The organism is Phyllobacterium pellucidum (genome assembly GCF_013327855.1).
Lineage (GTDB): Bacteria > Pseudomonadota > Alphaproteobacteria > Rhizobiales > Rhizobiaceae > Phyllobacterium > Phyllobacterium pellucidum.
Map to the genome: position 1 here is coordinate 446,583 of NZ_JABUMX010000002.1, position 19,937 is coordinate 466,519.

A 19,937-nucleotide genomic window follows, 5' to 3' on the forward strand; every position below is an offset into this window, starting at 1 on the left:
GAATGAACAATTTCGCAAAATCGGCACTGGTGGGCGCGGCCCTGGCGCTGCTCACCTCGAGCGCAGCCTTTGCTGCGCGCGCCGATCTCGTGCTCGGCATCGTCCTCGAGCCGCCGCATATCGATCCGACAGCAGGCGCGGCTGCTGCCATCGACGAAATCGTCTACGCCAATATCTTCGAAGGGTTGACCCGTATCGGGCCGAAGGGCGAAGTGTTGCCGGCGCTGGCGGAAAGCTGGACGCTTTCCGACGACGGCAAGACATATACGTTCAAGCTACACAAGGACGTGAAATTCCACGACGGCACCAGCTTCGACGCGGAAGACGTGAAATTCTCGCTGGACAGGGCACGCGGCGGCGACTCCACCAATGCGCAAAAGGGCCTGTTTGCAGCAATCGATACAGTCGAGGTTGTCGATCCGTTGACGGTCAAGGTCACGCTGAAGCAGCCGAGCGGCGATTTCCTCTATAATATGGGCTGGGGTGACGCCGTCATCGTCGCGCCGGAAAGCGCCCAAACCAACAAGGAAAAGCCGATCGGCACCGGGCCATTCAAATTCGATAGTTGGGCCAAGGGATCGCAGATTGTTATATCGAAGAATGCGGCCTATTGGGGCAAGCCAGCCCTGCTCGACAAGGCGACATTTCGCATCATCCCCGATCCTGCCGCCGCGACCGCGGCGCTGCTGGCGGGCGATGTCCAGGCCTTTCCGGTGTTCCCGAGCTATGAAACCATCGCGCAGTTCGAGGCCGATCCACGTTTCAAGGTCGTCATCGGCACCACCGAGGGCGAAACCATCCTCGGCATGAACAACAAGAAGCCGCCTTTCGACAATTTGAAAGTGCGTCAGGCCATCGCCCATGCGATCGACCGCAAGGCGCTCATCGACGGTGCGATGTTCGGGCTCGGAACCCCCATCGGTTCGTTCTTTCCGCCGCACCACCCTGCCTATATCGACCTGACATCGCAAACCGCTTTCGACCCTGAATTGTCGAAGAAGCTTCTTGCGGAGGCCGGTCACCCCGATGGGTTCAAAACCACGCTGAAGCTGCCACCGCCGACCTATGCGCGGCGCGGCGGGGAGATTATCGCGGCTGAACTGCGCGACGTCGGAATCCAGGCTGAAATCGTGCCGCTCGAATGGGCGCAATGGCTCGATCAGGTGTTCAAGAACAAGGATTACGACATGACCATCGTGTCGCACACCGAGCCGAACGATCTGAATATTTTTGCCCGCGACGACTATTACTTCAACTACGACAATCCGGCTTTCAAGGATCTCATCAAGCAGATCGAGGCGACGTCCGACGACGCCAAGCGAACGGAGCTTTACCAAGAGGCGCAGAAGATACTCGCGACCGATGTTCCCGCGGCTTTTCTTTTTCAGCTGCCCAAGACCGGCGTCTGGGATGCCAAGATCGAGGGCCTTTGGGAAAACGGCCCGATCCAGGCCAACGACCTGACCGCTGTGAAATGGGCGGATTGAGTTTGCACCTGACGGAGGGGGGTGTGATCGATCGCCACCCGCGCTCCTTATGCTGAACTACGCCGTAAAGCGCATTCTGATTGGCCTAGCGACAGTTCTCGCCGCGTCGATCGTCGTCTTCGCCATGCTGGAAATCGTTCCGGGCGACCCCGCGCGGCTCATGCTCGGCATGAATGCGACAGAAGATGCGGTTCACGCCCTGCAAGAGCAGATGGGTCTCAACCAGCCGCTTCTAGCGCGCTACTTCCATTGGCTGGGCGGCCTCCTGACAGGCGACCTCGGCCGGTCCTATACCTATTCGGTCCCGGTGGTCGATCTCATTGTCGAGCGCGTCGCAGTATCCCTGCCGCTCGCCCTCATCTCGCTCGTGCTCTCGACGGCAATCGCATTGCCCGTCGCCCTCTATTCAGCCTCGCGGCGCGGGACAGTTGCAGATACCGCCAGCATGGGCGTCGCCCAGATTGGCGTCGCCATACCGAACTTCTGGTTTGCCCTCCTCCTCGTTTATGTTTTTGCCGTGACACTGCGGCTTCTGCCTGCGGGCGGTTTTCCCGGCTGGAATGCCGGCATCTGGCAGGCATTGAAGGCGCTCATATTGCCATCCATTGCACTCGCATTGCCGCAGGCGGCGATCCTCGCGCGCGTCGCCCGCTCCGCCCTTCTCGATGTGCTTGGCGAAGACTACATCCGCACGGCGCGGGCCAAGGGCCTCAGCAGACCCGGCGTTCTCTACCGCCATGCGCTGCGCAATGCACTCATCCCGATCCTGACCATTGTCGGGCTGCAATTCGCCTTTCTGCTCGCCGGAACAATCATCATCGAGAACGTCTTCTACCTTCCCGGATTAGGGCGGCTGGTGTTTCAGGCCATTACCCAGCGCGACCTCATCGTCGTTGAAGGCGTTGTGATGTTGCTGGTCGCGACGGTCATCCTCATCAACCTCGTCGTCGATCTTTCCTATGCCATCGTCGATCCGCGTCTGCGGAACCGCCCATGACCGCCTCCCCATGGCCTGAAGGGATGTCCAAGGCGATCGGCAACCGGTCGTTCGTCGTAGGTCTGACGATCACCGGCATCGTCGCCATAATGGCCGTCCTCTCCTTCGTATGGACTCCCTACGCCGTAGGGACGCTCGACATTGCCGGCAAGTTGAAGCCGCCCTCCTGGAGCCACTGGCTCGGCACCGACCATTATGGCCGCGACATCCTGTCTATGATCATGGTCGGCAGCCGCAACTCGATTGCGGTCGCCTTCGTCTCGGTTGCGATCGGCCTCGCGATCGGCGTGCCGCTTGGGCTTTGGGCCGCAGCGCGAGGCGGCTGGATCGACGAACTGCTCATGCGGCTCAACGACCTGGTGTTTGCTTTTCCCGCACTGCTTTCAGCGGTGATGATAACCGCGGTCTTCGGACCCGGCGCGATCAACGCCATTATCGCCATCGGCATATTCAACATCCCGGTCTTCGCCCGCGTCGCCCGCGGTGCGGCGCTGTCGCTTTGGCCGCGCGAATTTATTCTCGGCGCGCGTGCCTGCGGCAAGGGCGCGGCGCGCATTACGATCGAGCATGTCCTGCCCAACATCGCCAATCTCCTTGTGGTCCAGGCGACGATACAGTTCTCGCTGGGCATTCTCGCCGAGGCCGGGCTCTCCTATGTCGGCCTCGGTTCGCAACCGCCGATGCCAAGCTGGGGTCGCATGCTGTTCGAGGCCCAGACCATGATCGGCCTTGCGCCGCACATGGCGCTGTTTCCGGGTCTTGCCATCGTCATTACGGTGCTTGGCCTCAACCTCCTTGGTGACGGGCTGCGCGATGTACTCGATCCGCGGTTGCGGCGGGAGCGCTGATGGCTCCCCTCCTGAACATCAAGGATCTGCGGCTGACGATTGGTGGCGTCCCTGTGCTGAACGGCATCGACCTCGCTATCGAACCTGGAGAAATCCGCGCGCTGGTCGGCGAATCCGGCTCCGGCAAGTCGATGACCGCGCTTAGCGTCATGAAGCTTCTGCCCAATGGCGCCCGCGCCGGGGGCCAAATCCGCTTCAACGGCACCGACATTCTCGCTGCGAGCGAGACCGAAATGTGCCGCTTGCGCGGTGATGACATCGGCATGGTTTTCCAGGAACCCATGACGGCGCTCAACCCGATGAAGACGATTGGAGAACAGGTCGCCGAAGGCATCAGATTGCATACAGGCGCGAGCCGTGCCGTGGCGGAAGAGCGAACGCGCGCCATCCTTGACCGCGTCGGCCTGCCGGTTGCGAAATTTCCGCTCGGCCGTTATCCGCACGAGCTTTCTGGCGGTCAGCGCCAACGCGTGGTCATTGCCATCGCCTGCGCGCTGAAGCCGAAGCTGCTGATCGCCGACGAACCGACAACTGCACTGGACGTCGTGCTGCAGGCACAGATTCTGCAGCTGTTGCAGGACCTCGTCCGGGACGAGAAAATGGGGCTGCTCCTCATCAGCCACGACCTGGCGGTCGTCGCCGATGTCGCCGATAGCGTCACCATTCTCCGGCACGGCGAAGTCATGGATCGCGGCGAGACCACGCAAATCCTGACGGAACAGGCCCATCCCTATACGCGCCAACTGGCGCAAGCCTCGATGCACGTGCCGGATCGGTCGCGTCCCCGCATCGCGCAAGACGACGGACCGCTGCTTTCAGTCCGTAATGTCGCGCGCATCTACCCCGGCACGCGCACGGGGTTGCTCGCAAGAAGCGAGCCGACGATTGCGGTCGACGATGTAAGTTTCGAACTCGAGCCCGGCCAATCCATGGCCCTTGTTGGGCGCTCCGGTTGCGGCAAGTCCACGCTGGCACGCATGGTCCTGGCCTTGGACAAGCCGACGCACGGCGATATCGCCCTGTCAGGACGGCGGATCGACAATCTCGGCGAAGCAGCGCTGCGCCCGGCGCGGCGGCACATGCAGGTCGTGTTTCAGGATCCTTACGGGTCGTTTAACCCACGTCACAAAGCCGGGCGGCTGGTGGCCGAACCCCTCTTTCTCTTCGATACACCACTCTCGCAGAGCGAGACACGTGAACGGATCGACACCGCACTCGAACGCGTCGGGATCGCGCCGAAAGATCGCGACAAGTACCCACATGAATTCTCTGGCGGCCAGCGGCAGCGCCTCGCCATCGCCCGCGCCATCATCACCGAGCCGAAGCTGGTGGTGGCGGACGAACCGGTTTCGGCCCTCGACGTTTCTATCCGCGCCCAGATCCTCGACCTTTTCGCCGATTTGAACGGCCGCCTCGGCATCGCCTATCTGTTCATTACCCACGATCTCGCCGTGGCACGCGCGATAACGGATAGTGTCATGGTGATGGCTGATGGCAGGATCGTGGAACGAGGTCGGACGGACGAGGTGCTGCGCCATCCGCAGTCCGACGCCGGGCGGGCATTGGTGGATGCCTCCCCCGATTTGCACAGGTCGCTGGCCCGCCGCATTGGCGAACAGGGATAACGCCGGCAGGCCGGGTCGACGTTTCGCGATGAGCCGCTAAAGCAGCAAACCGAAAAGGAAAAGCACCAGGACGACGCCGGTCAACGCGGCGGTCGCAACGCCGAAAATATCCAGCGCATCTTCGATATTGTCGGCGCCGGCATCGCGGCGGCCGGCCCCATTGAGCATGGGCTCATTGGCGACTTCGCCGCCATAGACCCGGGGCCCCGCCAGTGCGACCTCGATCGCCCCGGCCATCGCCGCCTCGGGCCAGCCGGCATTGGGCGAGCGGTGGAGGCGCGCGTCCCGCATCATGACGTTGAAGGAGCGCAGTGCCGCGTCGTAACCATGGACGATCCAGGCCGCCCCCGAAATCAGCAGGCCCGTCAGCCTTGCCGGAATCCAGTTGGCAACATCGTCGAGCTTTGCGGCAAACCGCCCGAAATCGCGATGGCGGTCATTGAGATGGCCGATCATGGAATCGGCGGTATTGAGCATTTTATAAGCCAGCAGGCCGGGGAGCCCGAGCAGCGCGAACCAGAAAGCCGGCGCGACGATGCCGTCCGACGTGTTCTCGGCGAGACTTTCGATCGCCGCGCGGCTGACGGCGGCATCGTCAAGCGTTTCAGGATCGCGGCCGACGATCATGGAAACGGCGCGCCGGGCACCGACGATGCCTTCCTCACGCAGCGCAACGGCGACCCGGCTCACATGATCGGCAAGGCTCTTCTGGGCAAGGAACACGGCGACGATAAGCGCTTCGATCAGTTCGCCAAAGGGCGGGATTGTCCGCAGTGCAAGGTGGATCACCAGACCCGCGACAGCGGCAATTACCAGCAGACCGAGCGTGACGACAAAACCGTCGCGCCGGCGCTCCTCATCGGATTTCGAAGACGTGTTGAATCGCTTGTCCGCAAATTCGATGGCCTTCCCGAAGAGCACGATCGGGTGCGGCACGCGCTCCCAGAGCCATTCCGGATCGCCAAAGTAGCGGTCTGCAAGGAGTGCAAGAAACAAGATCAAAAGATTGATTTCCATAAGTGAATCGATCCTGTTGAATCAAAATGTCAGCCGCCGACTCGCGCGAGCGCCGCATCAAGACGCTGCCGCAGCTTGTACGCCGCTTTGTCATCCAATGGCAGACCAAAACGCAACCATTGTGGCGCATAGAGAAATTTTCTTGTGAGGACATGTTCATGGCACATCGCTTCGTGCAGCCGCTGTGCCTGTCTGAACTCGACCAGCGAGAACAACATCGTTCCACCAAATTCCGCAAGGCCCGCATCGCCAAGCACGTCGGAAAGCAACCGCCGGCGCAGGCGCAGCCGATCCGTATAGGCATTGAGCAATTGGCGATTTGAAAAGGCGTGGGTTGCAATCGCAAGCGCCGGCCCCGATGCCGCCCACGGGCCTAGGCGGCGCGTCAAAGCGCCCGCGACGTCGCCATTGGTCAGCGCAAACCCGAGCCGCAAGCCACCGAGGCCGAAAAACTTGCCGAAGGATTTGAGCACGACCAAACCAGCCATGCCGGCATGCCGGGCAACGCTCGTTTCGGGATGCGGATCGGCAAAGGCTTCGTCGACGATCAGAAACCCGCCCTTTGAATCCAGGCGACGTGCGAGTTCGAGCAGGACATCGGCGGCGATCACCCGGCCGTCAGGATTGTTGGGGTTGACGATCACGGCGACACTCGCCGATTGCGGAACGTCCTCGACATTGCGGCAATCCGAAATCATCCAGCCTGCATCGAGAAACGAAACCTGATGTTCCTGATAGGTCGGGCCGAGAATCGCAACCTCGCCTTTGCCGGCAATATCGGGGAGCAGCTGTATAAGCGCCTGCGTACCCGGCGCCGCGACGATCTGCGCTGCCGTTCCCGCGCCGTAATAATCCCTTGCTGCGGCAAGCGTGGCCGCGAGCAGCTTCTCGTCGGGAAGCCTGTTCCAGATCTCAGGCGCAATGGCAGGCAACGCGAATATCTCTGGATTGATCCCGGTCGACAGGTCGATCCAGTCTTCACGCGCGCCGCCAAAACGCTCGATGGCGCGGTCGAGTGCGCCTCCATGTTCGATCCGCATCGACCTACCCTGCCAAATCAATGATATGCATATAAGAACCGCTCACCGAACTTACGCGCAAGCCAGCTTCGCCAAGGTCTTCGCCTAGCGCATCGCTGACGCGGAAAAGCCGCGGCGCATCGCCTTCGTGCACGATGCTCGCATAGTGGAATTCATGCGCAGTCAAGGACGCAGCAAAAGGCGATGCCGCCAGAGGCGTCAGGCGGCGATAACCGAGGTGGAGCTTGCGCCTGGCGAAGCTCGTCTCGACCGGCAAAAGGCCAAGCATCCTGTGGGCGACGCCCTCGGCGTCCTCTATACTGGTCCCAAGCACCATGTAGCCGCCGCACTCGCCATAGATCGGCATCCCGCTCAACGCCGCCTCGCACATTCCGGCGGTGAAAGCGGACGCCGAAGCAAGCTTGCCGGCGTGCAACTCGGGATAGCCGCCGGGCAGATAGACCGCATCACACCCAGTTGGCGGCGCTTCGTCGGCAAGTGGCGAAAAGAAGTGGATTTCAGCGCCGCGACGTCGCCAGCCGTCGAGCAGATGCAGGTAGGAGAAAGCAAAGGCGTTGTCGTAGGCGACCGCGATGCGCTGACCGAGCGGCGGAACGCGCGCGACATTGGCCATGGAGGCGCTCGGACCATAGCTTCCCGCGATCTGCTCAAGACGCTTAAGGTCGACGCTCTTGCCGATAAGCGCAGCGGCATAGTCGATAAAGGCGTCAAGGTCAGCATGTTCGCCTGCCTGCACCAGTCCGAGATGCCGTTCCGGAAGCTGCAGGCGCGGGTCACGCGGCAGGACGCCGATTACGGGAATGCCAACCGGTTCGAGCGCCGACCGCAACATCGCCTCGTGACGCGCACTGCCGACGCGGTTGAGGATCAGCCCCGCTATCATCACGTTGCGGCGGAAATTACGAAAGCCGCTGACAAGCGCCGCAATCGAGTGTGACTGCCGCGCGCAATCGACAACGAGGATGACCGGCAGCGACAAATGCATTGCAAGATCGGCGGCAGAGCCGCGCCCGTCGATCGCCCCGTCGAAGAGGCCCATCATGCCCTCGACGACAAGCAATTTGGCGCCTTCCGTATGGCGCGCGGCCAAGGCGCTGATCAGATCGGGCCGCATGGCCCAGGGATCGAGATTGAGGCAAGGCGCGCCGCTTGCCACCGCATGATAGGCAGGATCGATATAGTCCGGCCCGGCTTTTGCCGGAGCGATCCCGACACCGAGATCGCGAAGTGCACGCAGGAGACCGAGCGTAACGGTGGTCTTGCCGCTCCCGGACGCCGGCGCGGCAATAAGCAAGCCTCTCATCCCGCATCCTTTTCCCGGCGGGTCCCAAGCGGATCCTGGGTCAGGACCCGGCCCTCGATCGCGCCGAGCCAGTCGAGCGCCGCACGAAGGCGCACCACTTCACCCACGACGACAATTGCCGGGGGGCGAAGGCCGGCTCGTTCGACTTCGGCCTGCGCATATTCGAGCGTCGTTTCCAGAACCTGCTGTTCGCCTGTCGTCGCGTTGCAGACGAAGGCGATCGGCTCGCTCGTCTTGCGTCCGGCGGCTATCAGCCGCGAGGCAATCAGACCGATATGCTTCATCGCCATGTACATGACGATGACAGAGGAACCCTTTGAAATACTGGTCCAATCCATCGAATCTGGCACGAGTCCGGTCGCGTCATGACCGGTGAGGAATGTGACGCTCTGGTTGGTCTCCCGGTGGGTGACCGGAATGCCCGCATAGGCAAGGCCGCCAATGCCCGCGGTTATGCCGGGGACAATGCGGAAGGGCACCCCATGTTCGACGAGGGTCAGCGCCTCTTCACCGCCGCGCCCGAAGACGAAAGGGTCTCCTCCCTTCAGCCGCAGCACCCTCTTGCCCGCATTGGCAAGCTCAACGAGGCGGAGCGAAATATCGCGCTGTTGCGGGGACGGCTTGCCGCCGCGCTTGCCGGCATATTCGAGCGTCGCGCCGGCATGGGCATAGGAAAGGCAGTCTTCATTGACGAGGGCGTCATAGACGATCACGTCTGCCTGCTCGAGCGCATTGACCGCGTGCAGGGTCAAGAGACCCGGATCGCCGGGGCCCGCTCCGACGAGCCACACGTGCCCGGGCTCGAATTTCGGCAGCCTAGATTTCATTGTGCCCATCGCTTACTCCAGTCTTTTGCGCATAGCACAATTTTTCCGAGAGCAAGCATGAACTTATCGGAAAAATCATGCAACGGGCGATGGAGCCCGCTATAAGGAGCCCATGAACGACGAACCCGATGCCGGGCTGCGCAAACCGGACGAGACCAAGGAACGGCCATTGCGGCGCGGATGGACCACGGGCGCCTGCGCCACGGCGGCCACGAAGGCAGCGCTGATCGCCTTGATCACCGGCGAGTTCCCCGATCCAGTCGCCATCATTCTTCCGAAGGGCGAGGTGCCGCACTTCCAACTCGCGATCGAATCGATCGGCGACGGCTACGCCATGGCCGGCATTGTAAAGGACGCGGGTGATGATCCTGATGTCACGCATGGTGCGACGATAATCTCCACCGTCTTCCCGGCTCCGCCCGGAAGCGGCATCCAGTTTGTCGCCGGCGAAGGCGTGGGCACGGTCACCCTGCCCGGCCTTCCGATTCCGCCCGGCGAGGCCGCGATCAATCCGGTTCCGCGGGAGATGATGACGAAAATCTGCGAGGAGATTTGTGCCCAATACGAATTGCCCACAGACCTCGTGATTACCATTTCGGTGCCGGAGGGCGAGGACCTCGCCAAGAAGACCTGGAATCCTCGCCTCGGCATCGTCGGCGGCATTTCGATCCTCGGCACCACCGGGGTCGTTCACCCCTTCTCGTGCTCGTCATGGATCCACTCGATCCATCGCGGCATCGACGTCTCGCGTGCGGCTGGCCTTACCCATGTGCTCGCGGCAACTGGTTCCACCTCCGAAGATGCGGCGCAGGCAATTTACCACCTGCCCGAAACAGCGCTGCTCGACATGGGGGATTTTGCCGGCGGCTTGCTCAAATATCTGCGCGTCCACCCCATCGACCGGCTGACGATTGCCGGCGGTTTTGCCAAGCTTACGAAACTTGCGCAGGGGGCGCTTGATCTTCACTCCGCCCGCAGCCAGGTCAGCATGGAATTTCTCGCCGATGAGGCGACCAGGCTCGGCTTGAATCCTGACATGAGGCAGCGGATTCTCGATGCAAATACCGCGCAGGAAGTGCTTGAATTGACTCAAGAACTTGGTATCGACCTCGCCGCACCCATTGCGGTGAAGGCCAGGGAAACTGCCATCGCCGCCCTCAAGGGGGCCCCGGTAGATGTCGAAGTCATCGTGACGGACCGCAAGGGAGCAATCCTTGCCCGCGTCTGATCGGCCGATCCTCATTCTTGGGGGAACGGCTGAAGCCTCCAAACTTGCAACCCGCCTCATGGAGAGCGGCTACCGCGTCATATCTTCGCTCGCCGGACGCACGAAGGACCCGGCGAGGCCCGAGGGCGAAGTGCGGATCGGCGGATTTGGCGGTGTGGCGGGCCTTTGCGACTATATCGCCCGCCAGCACGTCGCCCTCCTCATAGACGCCACGCATCCCTTTGCGACGCAGATTTCGGACAACGCGATCGCAGCCGCCGCTGCGACGGATGTGCCTTTCGTGCGATTGGAGAGGCCAGCCTGGCTGCAACGGCCGGGCGACGCGTGGACGACCGCCATGACGCTCGAAGAGGCGGTAGCGGCGATCCCAACCCGGGCACGCGTGCTGCTTGCGCTCGGCCGGCAGCACATCGCGCCGTTTGCGCGCCGCGGTGACGTGCATTTCGTCGTCAGGATGATCGATCCGCCGGAAGTGCCCCTCGGCCTCATCGACTACGAACTGGAGTTGTCCAAACCCGGCAGTCTTGAGGAGGAAACAGCCATCCTTAAAGCAAAACGGTTGTCGCACATCGTGTGCCGCAATTCCGGCGGCACGGCATCCTACGCGAAGATAAGGGCCGCACGCGAACTCGGCTTGCCAGTGATCATGATCGAGCGACCGCATCGCCCGGGCGCCAATACGGTCCCGGACATCGACGGCGTTATCGAGTTCGTCGAGGCAAATCTCTCATTCTGAGCGCTGGCGCAAGCTGTGGCTGTGGCCCTTGTTGTAGAGGGCTGAGTCGCGAAATGCATCGGCCGCGAGGCCGCGACCGACAAAGATCATCGCGGAACGGGTGAGACCGGAGGCAGCGATCTTGCCGCCGATATCGTCAAGGTTCCCGTGAATGAACTGCTCGTCCGGCCAGCCCACCCGATAAGCAACAATGACCGGGCAATCTGCGCCATAAAGCGGCGTCAATTCGGTCTCGATACGCTGGAGGTTGCGGATCGACAGATGGATCACGAGCGTCGCGCCGGATTTGCCAAGCGTCTGCAGATCCTCCCCCTCCGGCATGGCCGAAGATTTCATCGACGTGCGCGTGAGGATGATCGTCTGGCAAACCTCCGGTACGGTCAGCTCTTTCTTGAGCGCGGCGGCGGCTGCGGCAAATGCCGGCACGCCCGGCGTGACATCATAATCGATGCCGAGCGCATCGAGCCGGCGCATCTGCTCGGCCACCGCCCCGTAAATCGACGGATCGCCGGAGTGGACGCGCGCAACATCCTTGCCATCCGCATGGGCTTTCTCGAACTCGGCGACGATCTCATCGAGCGTGAGCGAAGACGTGTCGACCACCTTCGCCCCGGATGGCGCCTCCGCCACCATTTCCGGCGGCACGAGCGATCCCGCATAAAGACAGACCGGGCAGGACTGGATGAGTTTCAGCCCGCGAACTGTGATAAGGTCTGGCGCCCCTGGTCCGGCGCCGATGAAATGAACTGTCATGATGAACCTGTCGCCTAATTCTTCGCCGCAAGCGCTGCGGTGGCATGCGCCGATTTGGTCTTGCCGACCAGCAATATGCTATCCGGACCGGCGCCGACAAGCGCCGCTGCCTCTGCCACTCCATGACAGCCCATGAGCGCAAATACCCTTTCGGATGGGTTGAGGAGGCGCGGCGTCTGTTCCTCTAGCAATTGCGCACCGAAACATTCGAGCCGGAGACCTAGTCCGTGTGCCGCCAAGACGAGGGCCGGCTCGCCTGCGCGCTGGTCGATCGAATAGACACCCTTCAGATCCTTTGCGGCAATCCCTGCCTGCTCCAGCACCTTCCTCGCCAGTGCCGAAACTTCCTCGGGTGCACAGCCCCGTTCGCACCCGAGGCCAAGCGCGTAGCCCCGCGACGTCATCCGCGGTTCTTGTGCAGTTCTTCCGGGGTAACGCCAAGCAGCCCGGCCGTCGTGCGGATCAGGTTTGCTTCCTTCGGGTCAAGATCGTTGTCGGCGTTGGCGATCGTAAGAAGATGGCGCAAGAGTTGCACCTTGCGCTCGAATGGCACGTCCGAAAATGCCAGCACCGCCTGCTTGCTCGTCGTTTCGTAACCAAAATCCTTGAGATATTCCGCGACCTCGGCGAATTCATCGCGCGGTATGCCGAAATCGGTCTCGGCAATGCCGAGGATCGCCGCATATTCGGTTTTGTCGGTCTTGCCGTCGGCCAGCGCGACGTGCAACAGCAGCAACAGTTCGGCGGTCAGCACCGGGTCGTCGGCGACCTTCTGTACCGCGCTTTTCGCCCCAAAAAATTCACTGATCCGGTCAAAAATACTTTCGCTCATCGTATCCCCGCGTTCTGTCGCAAAACGATTGCAGTGCAGCGCGCCGAATTCAAGTGCCGAAACAACACACTGTCGGCCGATTCGAACACGGTTGCGCGACCCGGCGTGAAAATTGCTCGCCAACGAAGCAGATCCGTCTATGGTCCCGCCGCGTCGCAGCGAGAATCCAGATGTCCGCCTTCTTCGAAAACATACCCATCCTTCTGATCATTGCCGCCTTTGCCGCAGGCTTCATCGACTCGATCGCCGGCGGCGGCGGGTTGATCACCGTGCCTGCGCTGCTCCTTGCAGGCTTTTCGCCGGTAGAATCGCTCGGCACCAACAAGTTGCAATCGCTGTTCGGATCGGCATCGGCAACGATTGCCTATGCGCAGAAGGGTTTTGTGCATCCGAGCAAGCAACTCCCCTCGGCATTGATGTCGGCGATCGGCGGCGTGGCGGGTGCACTTCTCGCCGGGTTCCTGCCGGGCGACGTATTGCGCGCTTTCCTGCCTATCCTGCTGGTCGCCATCGCCATCTATTTCGCCGTAAAGCCGAACATGGGGGACGTCGATCGTGCCCAGCGCATCACGCCTTTCATGTTCGGCATAGCCGTCGTGCCGCTCATCGGCTTCTATGACGGCCTGTTCGGTCCGGGGACGGGATCGTTTTTCATGTTGAGCTTTGTTTCTCTGGCCGGCTTCGGGATTTTGAAGGCGACGGCCAATACCAAGCTTCTCAACTTCGCCTCCAATCTCGGCGGCTTCGTCACCTTCGCCTTCCTTGGAGTGATCAACTGGAAAGTCGGATTGCTGATGGGCATTGCCCAGTTTGCCGGTGCCCGCGTCGGCGCGGGCCTGGCCATGCAGATCGGCGCAAGGATCATCAAGCCCTTGCTTATCATCGTGTGCTTGGCGCTCGCCGCAAAACTCTTGCTCGATGCTGACAATCCGCTGCGCGTCTGGCTCACGAACGGCTGAGATTGGTCGGACGTTCCTCGGGAGTTCGCGGCCTTCGTGCAACGAATGAAAATAGTTCACGACCGGTGTCGATTTCCGGCAAACTCATTCGTCACGAAGGGAAGCGAAAGAATTCGCCCAGGCAAGGAAACGAATGCGATGACAATCACTATCACAGCGTTTGAACGATCGCCCGATGGCGGCAAGGGATTGGCGCGCGATACGCGCGTTCGTTGGGCGCTCGAAGAGGTGGGGCAACCCTATGAGGTTCGTCTCGTTTCCTTCGCCGAGATGAAGAAGCCCGCCCATCTGGCCCTTCATCCCTTCGGCCAGATCCCAACCTATGAGGAAGGCCCACTGTCGCTGTTCGAGACTGGCTCGATCATCTTGCATCTTGCTGATCAGCATGAAAGCCTTCTACCGAAGGAAAAGAATGCCCGCGCGCGTGCCATCACGTGGATGTTTGCCGCACTTAACACCGTCGAGCCGCCGATCCTCGAATTGACGACGGCAAGAATATTCGAAAGTGACAGACCCTGGAGCGCCGAGCGCCTGCCATTGGTAAAGGACCGTGTCCGCGCTCCACTGCACAAGCTCTCCGCTCACCTGGGCGCCGACGAGTGGCTTGATGACAGGTTCAGCGCGGGTGATCTGTTGATGGTTTCAGTTCTGCTGCGACTGAGAATTTCGGGCATTCTGGACGAATATGAAAACCTCGCCGCCTATGTGGCTCGCGGGGAAGCCCGGCCCGCCTATAGACGCGCTTTTGCCGCGCAATATGCGATCAACGCACCATCGGCCTGACATACCAACTCATGGAATTGAGCCAACAGCTACGGCCTAGAACTCGATGCCCTTCTGCGCCTTGATGCCGGAGCGGAAAGGATGCTTGATCATCTCCATCTCGGTAACGAGATCGGCGAACTCGATAAGCTCGTCCTTGGCGTTCCGTCCGGTAATGATCACGTGTTTCATGTGGGGCTTCTGCTTCAGGACGTCGATGATCTCTTCGACGGGAAGATAGTCGTAGCGCAGCGCGATGTTGAGTTCGTCACACAGGACGAGTTCGGTCTCGTCATCGAGGATCATTGTCTTGGCCTGCTCCCAGGCATTGCGCGCCATGGCGATATCGCGGGCGCGATCCTGGGTTTCCCAGGTGAAGCCTTCGCCCATGGCCGAGATCGTCACCTGGTCTGGAAATTTCTCCAGAACCCAGCGCTCTCCCGTATCCCAGGAGCCTTTGACGAACTGGACGACGCCGATCTTCATGCCATGACCGAGTGCGCGGAAGACGACGCCGAAACCTGCGGTCGATTTGCCCTTGCCCTTCCCCGTATTGACGATGACGAGGCCCTTCTCGTCCGTCTTGGTGGCGAGAATCTTGTCGCGCACCGCTTTCTTCTTGCGCATCTTGTCCGCGTGGCGCTCGTTGATTTCCTCTTCGGTCATGTTCAGAAGTTTCTGTGATTTTTCAGACATTTGGCGTTTCCTTCAGATTCTTTTTATCAGGCCGCGAGCCGGCTCAGCTCAAAGCGTGCCGAATTGGAACGCGGCGTCCAGAAACCGCGTTCGACCGCTTCTTCGAGTTTCTCGGCCATCTCGCGCAAGGCATGCGGGTTCTTTTCATTGAGGAAGGCGCGCACATTGTCATCGACCAGGAATGCCTGGTACACGGCCTCGAAGTGGTGATTGCCGACAGCGCCGGTCGTGGCGGCAAAAGCGAAAAGATAGTCTACCGTCGCCGCCATCTCGAATGCGCCCTTGTAGCCATGGCGCATTACGCCGCTGATCCATTTCGGGTTGGTGACACGGCCGCGCACTGTCCGGGCGATTTCCTCGTCCAGCGTGCGGATGATCGGCTTTTCAGGACGCGAATGGTCATTATGGTAGATCGTCGGCTGCGCGCCCGAAAGGCGCTCGACCGCCGCCGACATGCCGCCCTCGAACTGATAATAGTCGTCAGAATCGAGAAGGTCGTGCTCGCGGTTATCCTGGTTTTGCACCACGGCCTCGACCGAACGCAAGCGCTCTTCGAGCAGTCCGCGTTCGGAGCGTCCCTCCTCGCCCGCGCCATAGGCATAACCGCCCCAGACAAGCCATGCCTCAGCGAGGTCATCGCGCCTGTCCCAGTGCTTTTCGTCGATCAGGGTTTGCAAACCCGCCCCGTAGGCGCCGGGCTTCGAACCGAAGACGCGAAATCCGGCACGCTGCCGGGCCGTCTTCTCATCGATTCCCTCGCCAAGCATCCGTTCGCGTTCGCTGCGCATGCGCGCCGCGATCGGATTGTCCGCAGCGTCCTCGTCAAGTCCGCCAACCGCCCGCACTGCGGTGTCGAACAGCGCGATCTGATCGGGAAACGCATCGCGGAAGAAACCGGAAATGCGCAAGGTGACATCGACGCGCGGGCGGCCGAGCGTTGCAACAGGCACTATTTCGTAGCCGGTGACCCGGCGCGATGCCATGTCCCAAACTGGCTTGACGCCGATCAGGGCCAGGGCCTGCGCAATATCGTCGCCGCCGGTGCGCATGTTGGAGGTGCCCCAGGCCGTCAGACCAAACGATGTCGGCCACTCGCCATGGTCCTGCGTATAACGGCGGATAAGGAGATCGGCCGACTTCTGCCCAAGTTCCCACGCGGCCGGTGTCGGCACGGCGCGGCTGTCGATCGAAAAGAAATTGCGGCCCGTGGGCAATACGTCCGGCCGGCCCCGCGTCGGCGCGCCGGAGGGTCCCGGCGCGACAAACCGGCCATCAAGTGCCCGGAACAGGCCGTCCATTTCGGCCTCGCCGCAGTCCGCCACGGCCGGCCCGAGTGTCGCCCGTATGCCCTCAAGCACGGCGTTAGTCGCAGCCCAATCGGGTGGACACGGCGTCTCCTCGGCAACAAGCCGTGCGGCGAGCAACTCGATGCGTTCCACCGTATCACCGGCGATACGCCAATTGGCGTCCGATTGCAGCGCCAGACATTCCGGTCGCGGTCCGTGCCAGACCGCTGCCATATCGCAATCCAGCGGGTCAAAGCCGTCGAGCCCGAGATCGCGGGCGATCGCGCGCTGCAGGCTTTGGTCTGCGCCGATGCCGGAGCCGCGCGGCACGCGGGCGAGCGCGACTACGAGATCCGTCAAAAGCCGCCCCTGCGGCGATTGCCCGAATATATGGAGGCCGTCGCGAATCTGCATTTCCTTGAGATCGCAGAGATAGGCATCGAGCTTCTGCAGCGCGAGGTCGTCGGCATCGTGGTCATGGATACCGGCATCGTGGTCGAGCCCGATATCGCGCACCAGATCGAGGATCTGCACCTTGAGCCGCACCAACCGGCGCGGATCGACGCCGGACGCTTCATAATATTCATCGACAAGCGCTTCTAGATCCTTGAGCGGCCCATAACTCTCGGCGCGCGTCAGCGGCGGCGTCAGATGGTCGATGATGACGGCCGAGGACCGGCGCTTCGCCTGCGTGCCCTCGCCCGGGTCGTTGACGATGAACGGGTAGATGTGCGGGATCGGCCCAAGCACCGCTTCCGGGTAACAGGTTTCGGAAAGTGCCAGCGATTTGCCGGGCAGCCATTCAAGGTTGCCGTGCTTGCCGACATGGACGATCGCATGCGCTCCATAGACTTCGCGCAGATAGGCGTAAAAAGCGAGATAGCCGTGCGGCGGAACGAGATCAGGAGAGTGATAGCTATCCTTAGGATCGATATTGTAGCCGCGCGCCGGCTGGATCCCGACGAGGGTTTCGCCAAAGCGGGCAAGCGGCAGCGCGAATGCTTGTCTTCCCTCAAGGAAAAACGGATCGGCTTCAGGCTTGCCCCAGCGTTCGGTAGCGGCTCGCTGAATCGGGATCGGAAGGGATGCCAGGAAACGATTGTAATGATTCAGAGAAATGGTTTCGCGAATCTCGCGGCCGTCGCTCGCCGCATTGGTCGGCCCGGCCATCAGGTGTTTTATAAGTGCATCGCCATCCGCCGGAATGTCCGCGACCGCATAGCCTTGCTTCATCATCTCGGTAAGTACACCCCAGGTCCCGGCTGGCGTATCGAGGCCGACGCCATTGCCGAGCCGTCCATCGCGATTGGGATAGTTGGCCATCACCAGCGCCACACGCCTCTCCCCCGCCGCCGCGCGCCTGAGCGCCGACCAGTTCGCCGTAAGTTCAGCCACGAATCCGATGCGGTCCGGCATGGGCTCATGCGTGACGATATTGGCTTCGACAGCCTCATCGAACGTCCGTGCCGACTTGAACGAGACGGCGCGGGTGAGAACCCGCCCGTCCACTTCCGGCAACGCGACATTCATGGCGAGATCGCGGGCAGACAAACCTTGATCCGAAGCGCGCCACTGCTCGGCGCTCGATCCTGAAAAAATTACCTGTAGAACGACCGCGCCATCATGTTCGAGCACGGTGGGCTTGCGCGCAACGCCGGGCGCCGAAACGGCAAATCCCGTGGCATTGAGAACAACGACGGGTGCCGCCTCACCGAATATGCTTTCAAGCGTCGCCACGGAAACCGGGTCTTTCAGGCTCGATACAAACACGGGCAAGGGATTGAGACCCTTGAGCCTCAAGGCATCGACCAGCGCCTCGACCGGTTGGGTCTGTCCGCTCTGCACCAGCGCGCGGTAAAAGCAGATGGCAACGATCGATGCGTCCGCCTGCCAATGCGACCGCAACAGGTCGAGCGATGGCGCCGGCTCGCCGGGCCACCACACGCCCGCCTTCAGCAGTGGCGCCGCCTCCTGCGGTTTCTCGGCTCCATCGACAATCGCGCCGCAATAGTCGAGAAAACGGCTCGCGTTTTGCGCGCCGCCCTCAAGCAGATAGTGCCAGAGCGCGTCTCGATCTTGCCGCAGCACCGTCGAAAAGCGATCAAGGCCGGGATCGGGTTTGTCGTCGCCCGGAAGAACCGCCAGCCGCACCTTGTGATTGATCGCGCAGGCGTGGAGCGCTTCGAGACCATAAGGCCAGTAGCTCTCGCCGCCGATGATGCGCACGACAATCAGTTTGGCGTGACGCGCGGTGCGTTCGACATAAGCATCGACCGACATCGGATGCGCCAGCGCCATCATGTTGGCGAGGCGCAAGGAGAGCCCTTCGCCATTGTGGCGATGGGCCGAGGCAAGGCTGGCCAGCTCCGTGTCGGCCGCCGAAAGAAAAAGCACATCTCCCGGCGTCTGGCCGAGATCGATTGCCTCGGTGCCTTCGGCTATCGTGCCTTTCTGGGCAAGCAGGAGATGCATCAGTCTTCCTTATCAGGCAGCCGCCGCGTTCATCGCCGATTCGATGGCTACCGCGTCGATATCGTGAAGGCCGATGACGACGAGCCGTGTCTGCCGCTCCTCGCCCGGATGCCAGCTGCGATCGAAATAATGCTCGATGCGCGAGCCTACCGCCTGGACAACGAGGCGCATCGGCTTGCCCGGAACATCGACGAAGCCCTTGAGGCGCAGAACGTCATGATCGGCGATCACGCCTTTCAGCTTCTCGACAAAAGACTTCGGCTCGGAAACCGGCCCGAGGCCAACGACGAAGCTCTCGAATTCGTCATGGCTGTGTTCCTCGCCGGCTTCATGCTCCATCTCATGATGCGACTTGCGGTTGGCAATATCCTGCTCGGTACCGACGCCAAGGCCAAGCAGCAGTTGGTTGCTGATCCTGCCGAAGCTTGCGGGGATCATGTTGAGGGCACGCACCGAACGGCTTTGTACGTCGCCCTTCACCCCGTCGAGTTCATCGCCGCTGATGAGATCGGTCTTGTTGAGAATGATGAGGTCCGCTGCACGGATCTGGTCCTCGAAGAGTTCTTCGAGCGGGCTCTCATGGTCGAGCGATTCGTCCTGCGACCGCTGCGCGTCGACCTTGTCGTGATCGTCGGCAAAGCGACCTTCCGAAACTGCGGCGGCATCGATCACGGTCACGACGCCGTCGACAGTCACCTGCGTCTTGATTTCCGGCCAGTTGAATGCCGCCACCAGCGGTTGCGGGAGCGCAAGGCCCGAAGTTTCGATGACGATATGATCAGGACGATCGGGACGATCGAGCAGTTTCGTCATGGTCGGGATGAAATCATCAGCCACGGTGCAGCAGATGCAGCCATTGTTGAGTTCGATCACATCCTCGTCGCGACAAGCCTCGATACCGCAGCCCTTGAGCAACCCGCCATCGACACCGAGATCGCCGAATTCATTGATGATCAGCGCAATGCGCTTGCCATCGGCATTCTCGAGCAGATTGCGGATCATCGTCGTCTTGCCCGAACCAAGGAAGCCGGTGATGACCGTTGCCGGAATCTTCTGACCCTGCATGTTG

The 19,937-nt window shown here is 61.5% G+C and carries 18 protein-coding genes; 8 read left to right on the top strand and 10 right to left on the bottom strand.

Going from position 1 to position 19,937, the window contains the following annotated elements; all coding sequences use genetic code 11:
* Positions 1-2 precede the first annotated feature (2 nt).
* Genes HQ945_RS10200 through HQ945_RS10215 form a run of 4 tightly spaced genes read left to right on the top strand, consistent with a single transcriptional unit; the run spans position 3 to position 4,957 of the window.
* Positions 3-1,487: an ABC transporter substrate-binding protein gene (locus HQ945_RS10200; RefSeq protein ID WP_113281470.1), complete on the top strand. Its 1,485-nt coding sequence runs from the start codon at positions 3-5 to the stop codon at positions 1,485-1,487.
* A gap of 49 nt (positions 1,488-1,536) precedes the next feature.
* Positions 1,537-2,484 carry an ABC transporter permease gene (locus HQ945_RS10205; protein WP_113281469.1) on the top strand — a complete coding sequence of 316 codons (948 nt, stop codon included), beginning with the start codon at positions 1,537-1,539 and terminating at the stop codon, positions 2,482-2,484.
* Positions 2,481-3,332, top strand: coding sequence for an ABC transporter permease (locus HQ945_RS10210; RefSeq protein ID WP_207719709.1), 852 nt, complete (start codon positions 2,481-2,483; stop codon positions 3,330-3,332). The genes HQ945_RS10205 and HQ945_RS10210 overlap by 4 nt, the downstream gene beginning before the upstream one ends.
* Positions 3,332-4,957: an ABC transporter ATP-binding protein gene (locus HQ945_RS10215; protein WP_113280344.1), complete on the top strand. Its 1,626-nt coding sequence runs from the start codon at positions 3,332-3,334 to the stop codon at positions 4,955-4,957. Before HQ945_RS10210 ends, HQ945_RS10215 begins: the two co-directional genes overlap by 1 nt.
* Positions 4,958-4,993: 36 nt before the next feature.
* Here HQ945_RS10215 and cbiB read toward each other — a convergent pair whose 3' ends face one another.
* The 4 genes from cbiB to cobA are packed head-to-tail and all read right to left on the bottom strand — an operon-like array spanning position 4,994 to position 9,153.
* Positions 4,994-5,974, bottom strand: a complete 981-nt coding sequence (gene cbiB / locus HQ945_RS10220) for an adenosylcobinamide-phosphate synthase CbiB (protein WP_113280343.1) — start codon at positions 5,972-5,974, stop codon at positions 4,994-4,996.
* Positions 5,975-6,003: 29 nt separating this feature from the next.
* Positions 6,004-7,014, bottom strand: coding sequence for a threonine-phosphate decarboxylase CobD (gene cobD / locus HQ945_RS10225; RefSeq protein ID WP_113280342.1), 1,011 nt, complete (start codon positions 7,012-7,014; stop codon positions 6,004-6,006).
* Positions 7,015-7,018: 4 nt separating this feature from the next.
* On the bottom strand, positions 7,019-8,317 hold the full coding sequence (locus HQ945_RS10230) for a cobyrinic acid a,c-diamide synthase CobB (protein WP_113280341.1): 1,299 nt from the start codon (positions 8,315-8,317) through the stop codon (positions 7,019-7,021).
* Positions 8,314-9,153, bottom strand: coding sequence for a uroporphyrinogen-III C-methyltransferase (cobA, locus tag HQ945_RS10235; RefSeq protein WP_113280340.1), 840 nt, complete (start codon positions 9,151-9,153; stop codon positions 8,314-8,316). The genes HQ945_RS10230 and cobA overlap by 4 nt, the downstream gene beginning before the upstream one ends.
* A 103-nt stretch (positions 9,154-9,256) precedes the next feature.
* Here cobA and HQ945_RS10240 point away from each other — a divergent pair, with 103 nt between their 5' ends.
* Positions 9,257-10,372, top strand: a complete 1,116-nt coding sequence (locus HQ945_RS10240; protein WP_113280339.1) for a cobalt-precorrin-5B (C(1))-methyltransferase — start codon at positions 9,257-9,259, stop codon at positions 10,370-10,372.
* A complete protein-coding gene (locus tag HQ945_RS10245; RefSeq protein WP_113280338.1) occupies positions 10,359-11,108 on the top strand; it encodes a cobalt-precorrin-6A reductase in 750 nt (249 codons plus the stop codon). The genes HQ945_RS10240 and HQ945_RS10245 overlap by 14 nt, the downstream gene beginning before the upstream one ends.
* On the opposite strand, the gene cobM is transcribed toward HQ945_RS10245, so the two are convergent.
* Genes cobM through HQ945_RS10260 form a run of 3 tightly spaced genes read right to left on the bottom strand, consistent with a single transcriptional unit; the run spans position 11,100 to position 12,693 of the window.
* Positions 11,100-11,861, bottom strand: coding sequence for a precorrin-4 C(11)-methyltransferase (gene cobM / locus HQ945_RS10250; protein ID WP_113280337.1), 762 nt, complete (start codon positions 11,859-11,861; stop codon positions 11,100-11,102). The genes HQ945_RS10245 and cobM overlap by 9 nt on opposite strands.
* Before the next feature lie 14 nt (positions 11,862-11,875).
* Positions 11,876-12,265, bottom strand: coding sequence for a cobalamin biosynthesis protein (locus tag HQ945_RS10255; RefSeq protein ID WP_113280336.1), 390 nt, complete (start codon positions 12,263-12,265; stop codon positions 11,876-11,878).
* A complete protein-coding gene (locus tag HQ945_RS10260; RefSeq protein WP_027231771.1) occupies positions 12,262-12,693 on the bottom strand; it encodes a tellurite resistance TerB family protein in 432 nt (143 codons plus the stop codon). Before HQ945_RS10260 ends, HQ945_RS10255 begins: the two co-directional genes overlap by 4 nt.
* A gap of 170 nt (positions 12,694-12,863) precedes the next feature.
* Here HQ945_RS10260 and HQ945_RS10265 point away from each other — a divergent pair, with 170 nt between their 5' ends.
* Together HQ945_RS10265 and HQ945_RS10270 are read left to right on the top strand one after the other, a co-directional pair.
* Positions 12,864-13,652, top strand: coding sequence for a TSUP family transporter (locus HQ945_RS10265; protein ID WP_113280335.1), 789 nt, complete (start codon positions 12,864-12,866; stop codon positions 13,650-13,652).
* A gap of 138 nt (positions 13,653-13,790) precedes the next feature.
* Positions 13,791-14,435, top strand: a complete 645-nt coding sequence (locus tag HQ945_RS10270) for a glutathione S-transferase family protein (RefSeq protein ID WP_174208067.1) — start codon at positions 13,791-13,793, stop codon at positions 14,433-14,435.
* A 36-nt stretch (positions 14,436-14,471) separates the two neighbouring features.
* Here the strand turns inward: HQ945_RS10270 and cobO are convergent, their stop codons facing one another.
* From cobO to cobW, 3 genes are read right to left on the bottom strand one after another with little or no spacing between them, the layout of a single operon-like run.
* Positions 14,472-15,110: a cob(I)yrinic acid a,c-diamide adenosyltransferase gene (cobO, locus tag HQ945_RS10275; RefSeq protein ID WP_027231774.1), complete on the bottom strand. Its 639-nt coding sequence runs from the start codon at positions 15,108-15,110 to the stop codon at positions 14,472-14,474.
* A gap of 26 nt (positions 15,111-15,136) precedes the next feature.
* A complete protein-coding gene (cobN, locus tag HQ945_RS10280) occupies positions 15,137-18,868 on the bottom strand; it encodes a cobaltochelatase subunit CobN (protein ID WP_174208068.1) in 3,732 nt (1,243 codons plus the stop codon).
* Positions 18,869-18,880: 12 nt separating this feature from the next.
* On the bottom strand, positions 18,881-19,933 hold the full coding sequence (cobW, locus tag HQ945_RS10285; RefSeq protein ID WP_091922135.1) for a cobalamin biosynthesis protein CobW: 1,053 nt from the start codon (positions 19,931-19,933) through the stop codon (positions 18,881-18,883).
* Positions 19,934-19,937: the final 4 nt, after the last annotated feature.

Bases quoted from the DNA above. Each gene is read 5' to 3' on its own strand.
- HQ945_RS10200 (WP_113281470.1), top strand. From the start codon at position 3: ATGAACAATTTCGCAAAATCGGCACTGGTGGGCGCGGCCCTGGCGCTG.
- HQ945_RS10205 (WP_113281469.1), top strand. From the start codon at position 1,537: ATGCTGAACTACGCCGTAAAGCGCATTCTGATTGGCCTAGCGACAGTT.
- HQ945_RS10210 (WP_207719709.1), top strand. From the start codon at position 2,481: ATGACCGCCTCCCCATGGCCTGAAGGGATGTCCAAGGCGATCGGCAAC.
- HQ945_RS10215 (WP_113280344.1), top strand. From the start codon at position 3,332: ATGGCTCCCCTCCTGAACATCAAGGATCTGCGGCTGACGATTGGTGGC.
- cbiB (WP_113280343.1), bottom strand. From the start codon at position 5,974: ATGGAAATCAATCTTTTGATCTTGTTTCTTGCACTCCTTGCAGACCGC.
- cobD (WP_113280342.1), bottom strand. From the start codon at position 7,014: ATGCGGATCGAACATGGAGGCGCACTCGACCGCGCCATCGAGCGTTTT.
- HQ945_RS10230 (WP_113280341.1), bottom strand. From the start codon at position 8,317: ATGAGAGGCTTGCTTATTGCCGCGCCGGCGTCCGGGAGCGGCAAGACC.
- cobA (WP_113280340.1), bottom strand. From the start codon at position 9,153: ATGGGCACAATGAAATCTAGGCTGCCGAAATTCGAGCCCGGGCACGTG.
- HQ945_RS10240 (WP_113280339.1), top strand. From the start codon at position 9,257: ATGAACGACGAACCCGATGCCGGGCTGCGCAAACCGGACGAGACCAAG.
- cobM (WP_113280337.1), bottom strand. From the start codon at position 11,861: ATGACAGTTCATTTCATCGGCGCCGGACCAGGGGCGCCAGACCTTATC.
- HQ945_RS10255 (WP_113280336.1), bottom strand. From the start codon at position 12,265: ATGACGTCGCGGGGCTACGCGCTTGGCCTCGGGTGCGAACGGGGCTGT.
- HQ945_RS10260 (WP_027231771.1), bottom strand. From the start codon at position 12,693: ATGAGCGAAAGTATTTTTGACCGGATCAGTGAATTTTTTGGGGCGAAA.
- HQ945_RS10265 (WP_113280335.1), top strand. From the start codon at position 12,864: ATGTCCGCCTTCTTCGAAAACATACCCATCCTTCTGATCATTGCCGCC.
- HQ945_RS10270 (WP_174208067.1), top strand. From the start codon at position 13,791: ATGACAATCACTATCACAGCGTTTGAACGATCGCCCGATGGCGGCAAG.
- cobO (WP_027231774.1), bottom strand. From the start codon at position 15,110: ATGTCTGAAAAATCACAGAAACTTCTGAACATGACCGAAGAGGAAATC.
- cobN (WP_174208068.1), bottom strand. From the start codon at position 18,868: ATGCATCTCCTGCTTGCCCAGAAAGGCACGATAGCCGAAGGCACCGAG.
- cobW (WP_091922135.1), bottom strand. From the start codon at position 19,933: ATGCAGGGTCAGAAGATTCCGGCAACGGTCATCACCGGCTTCCTTGGT.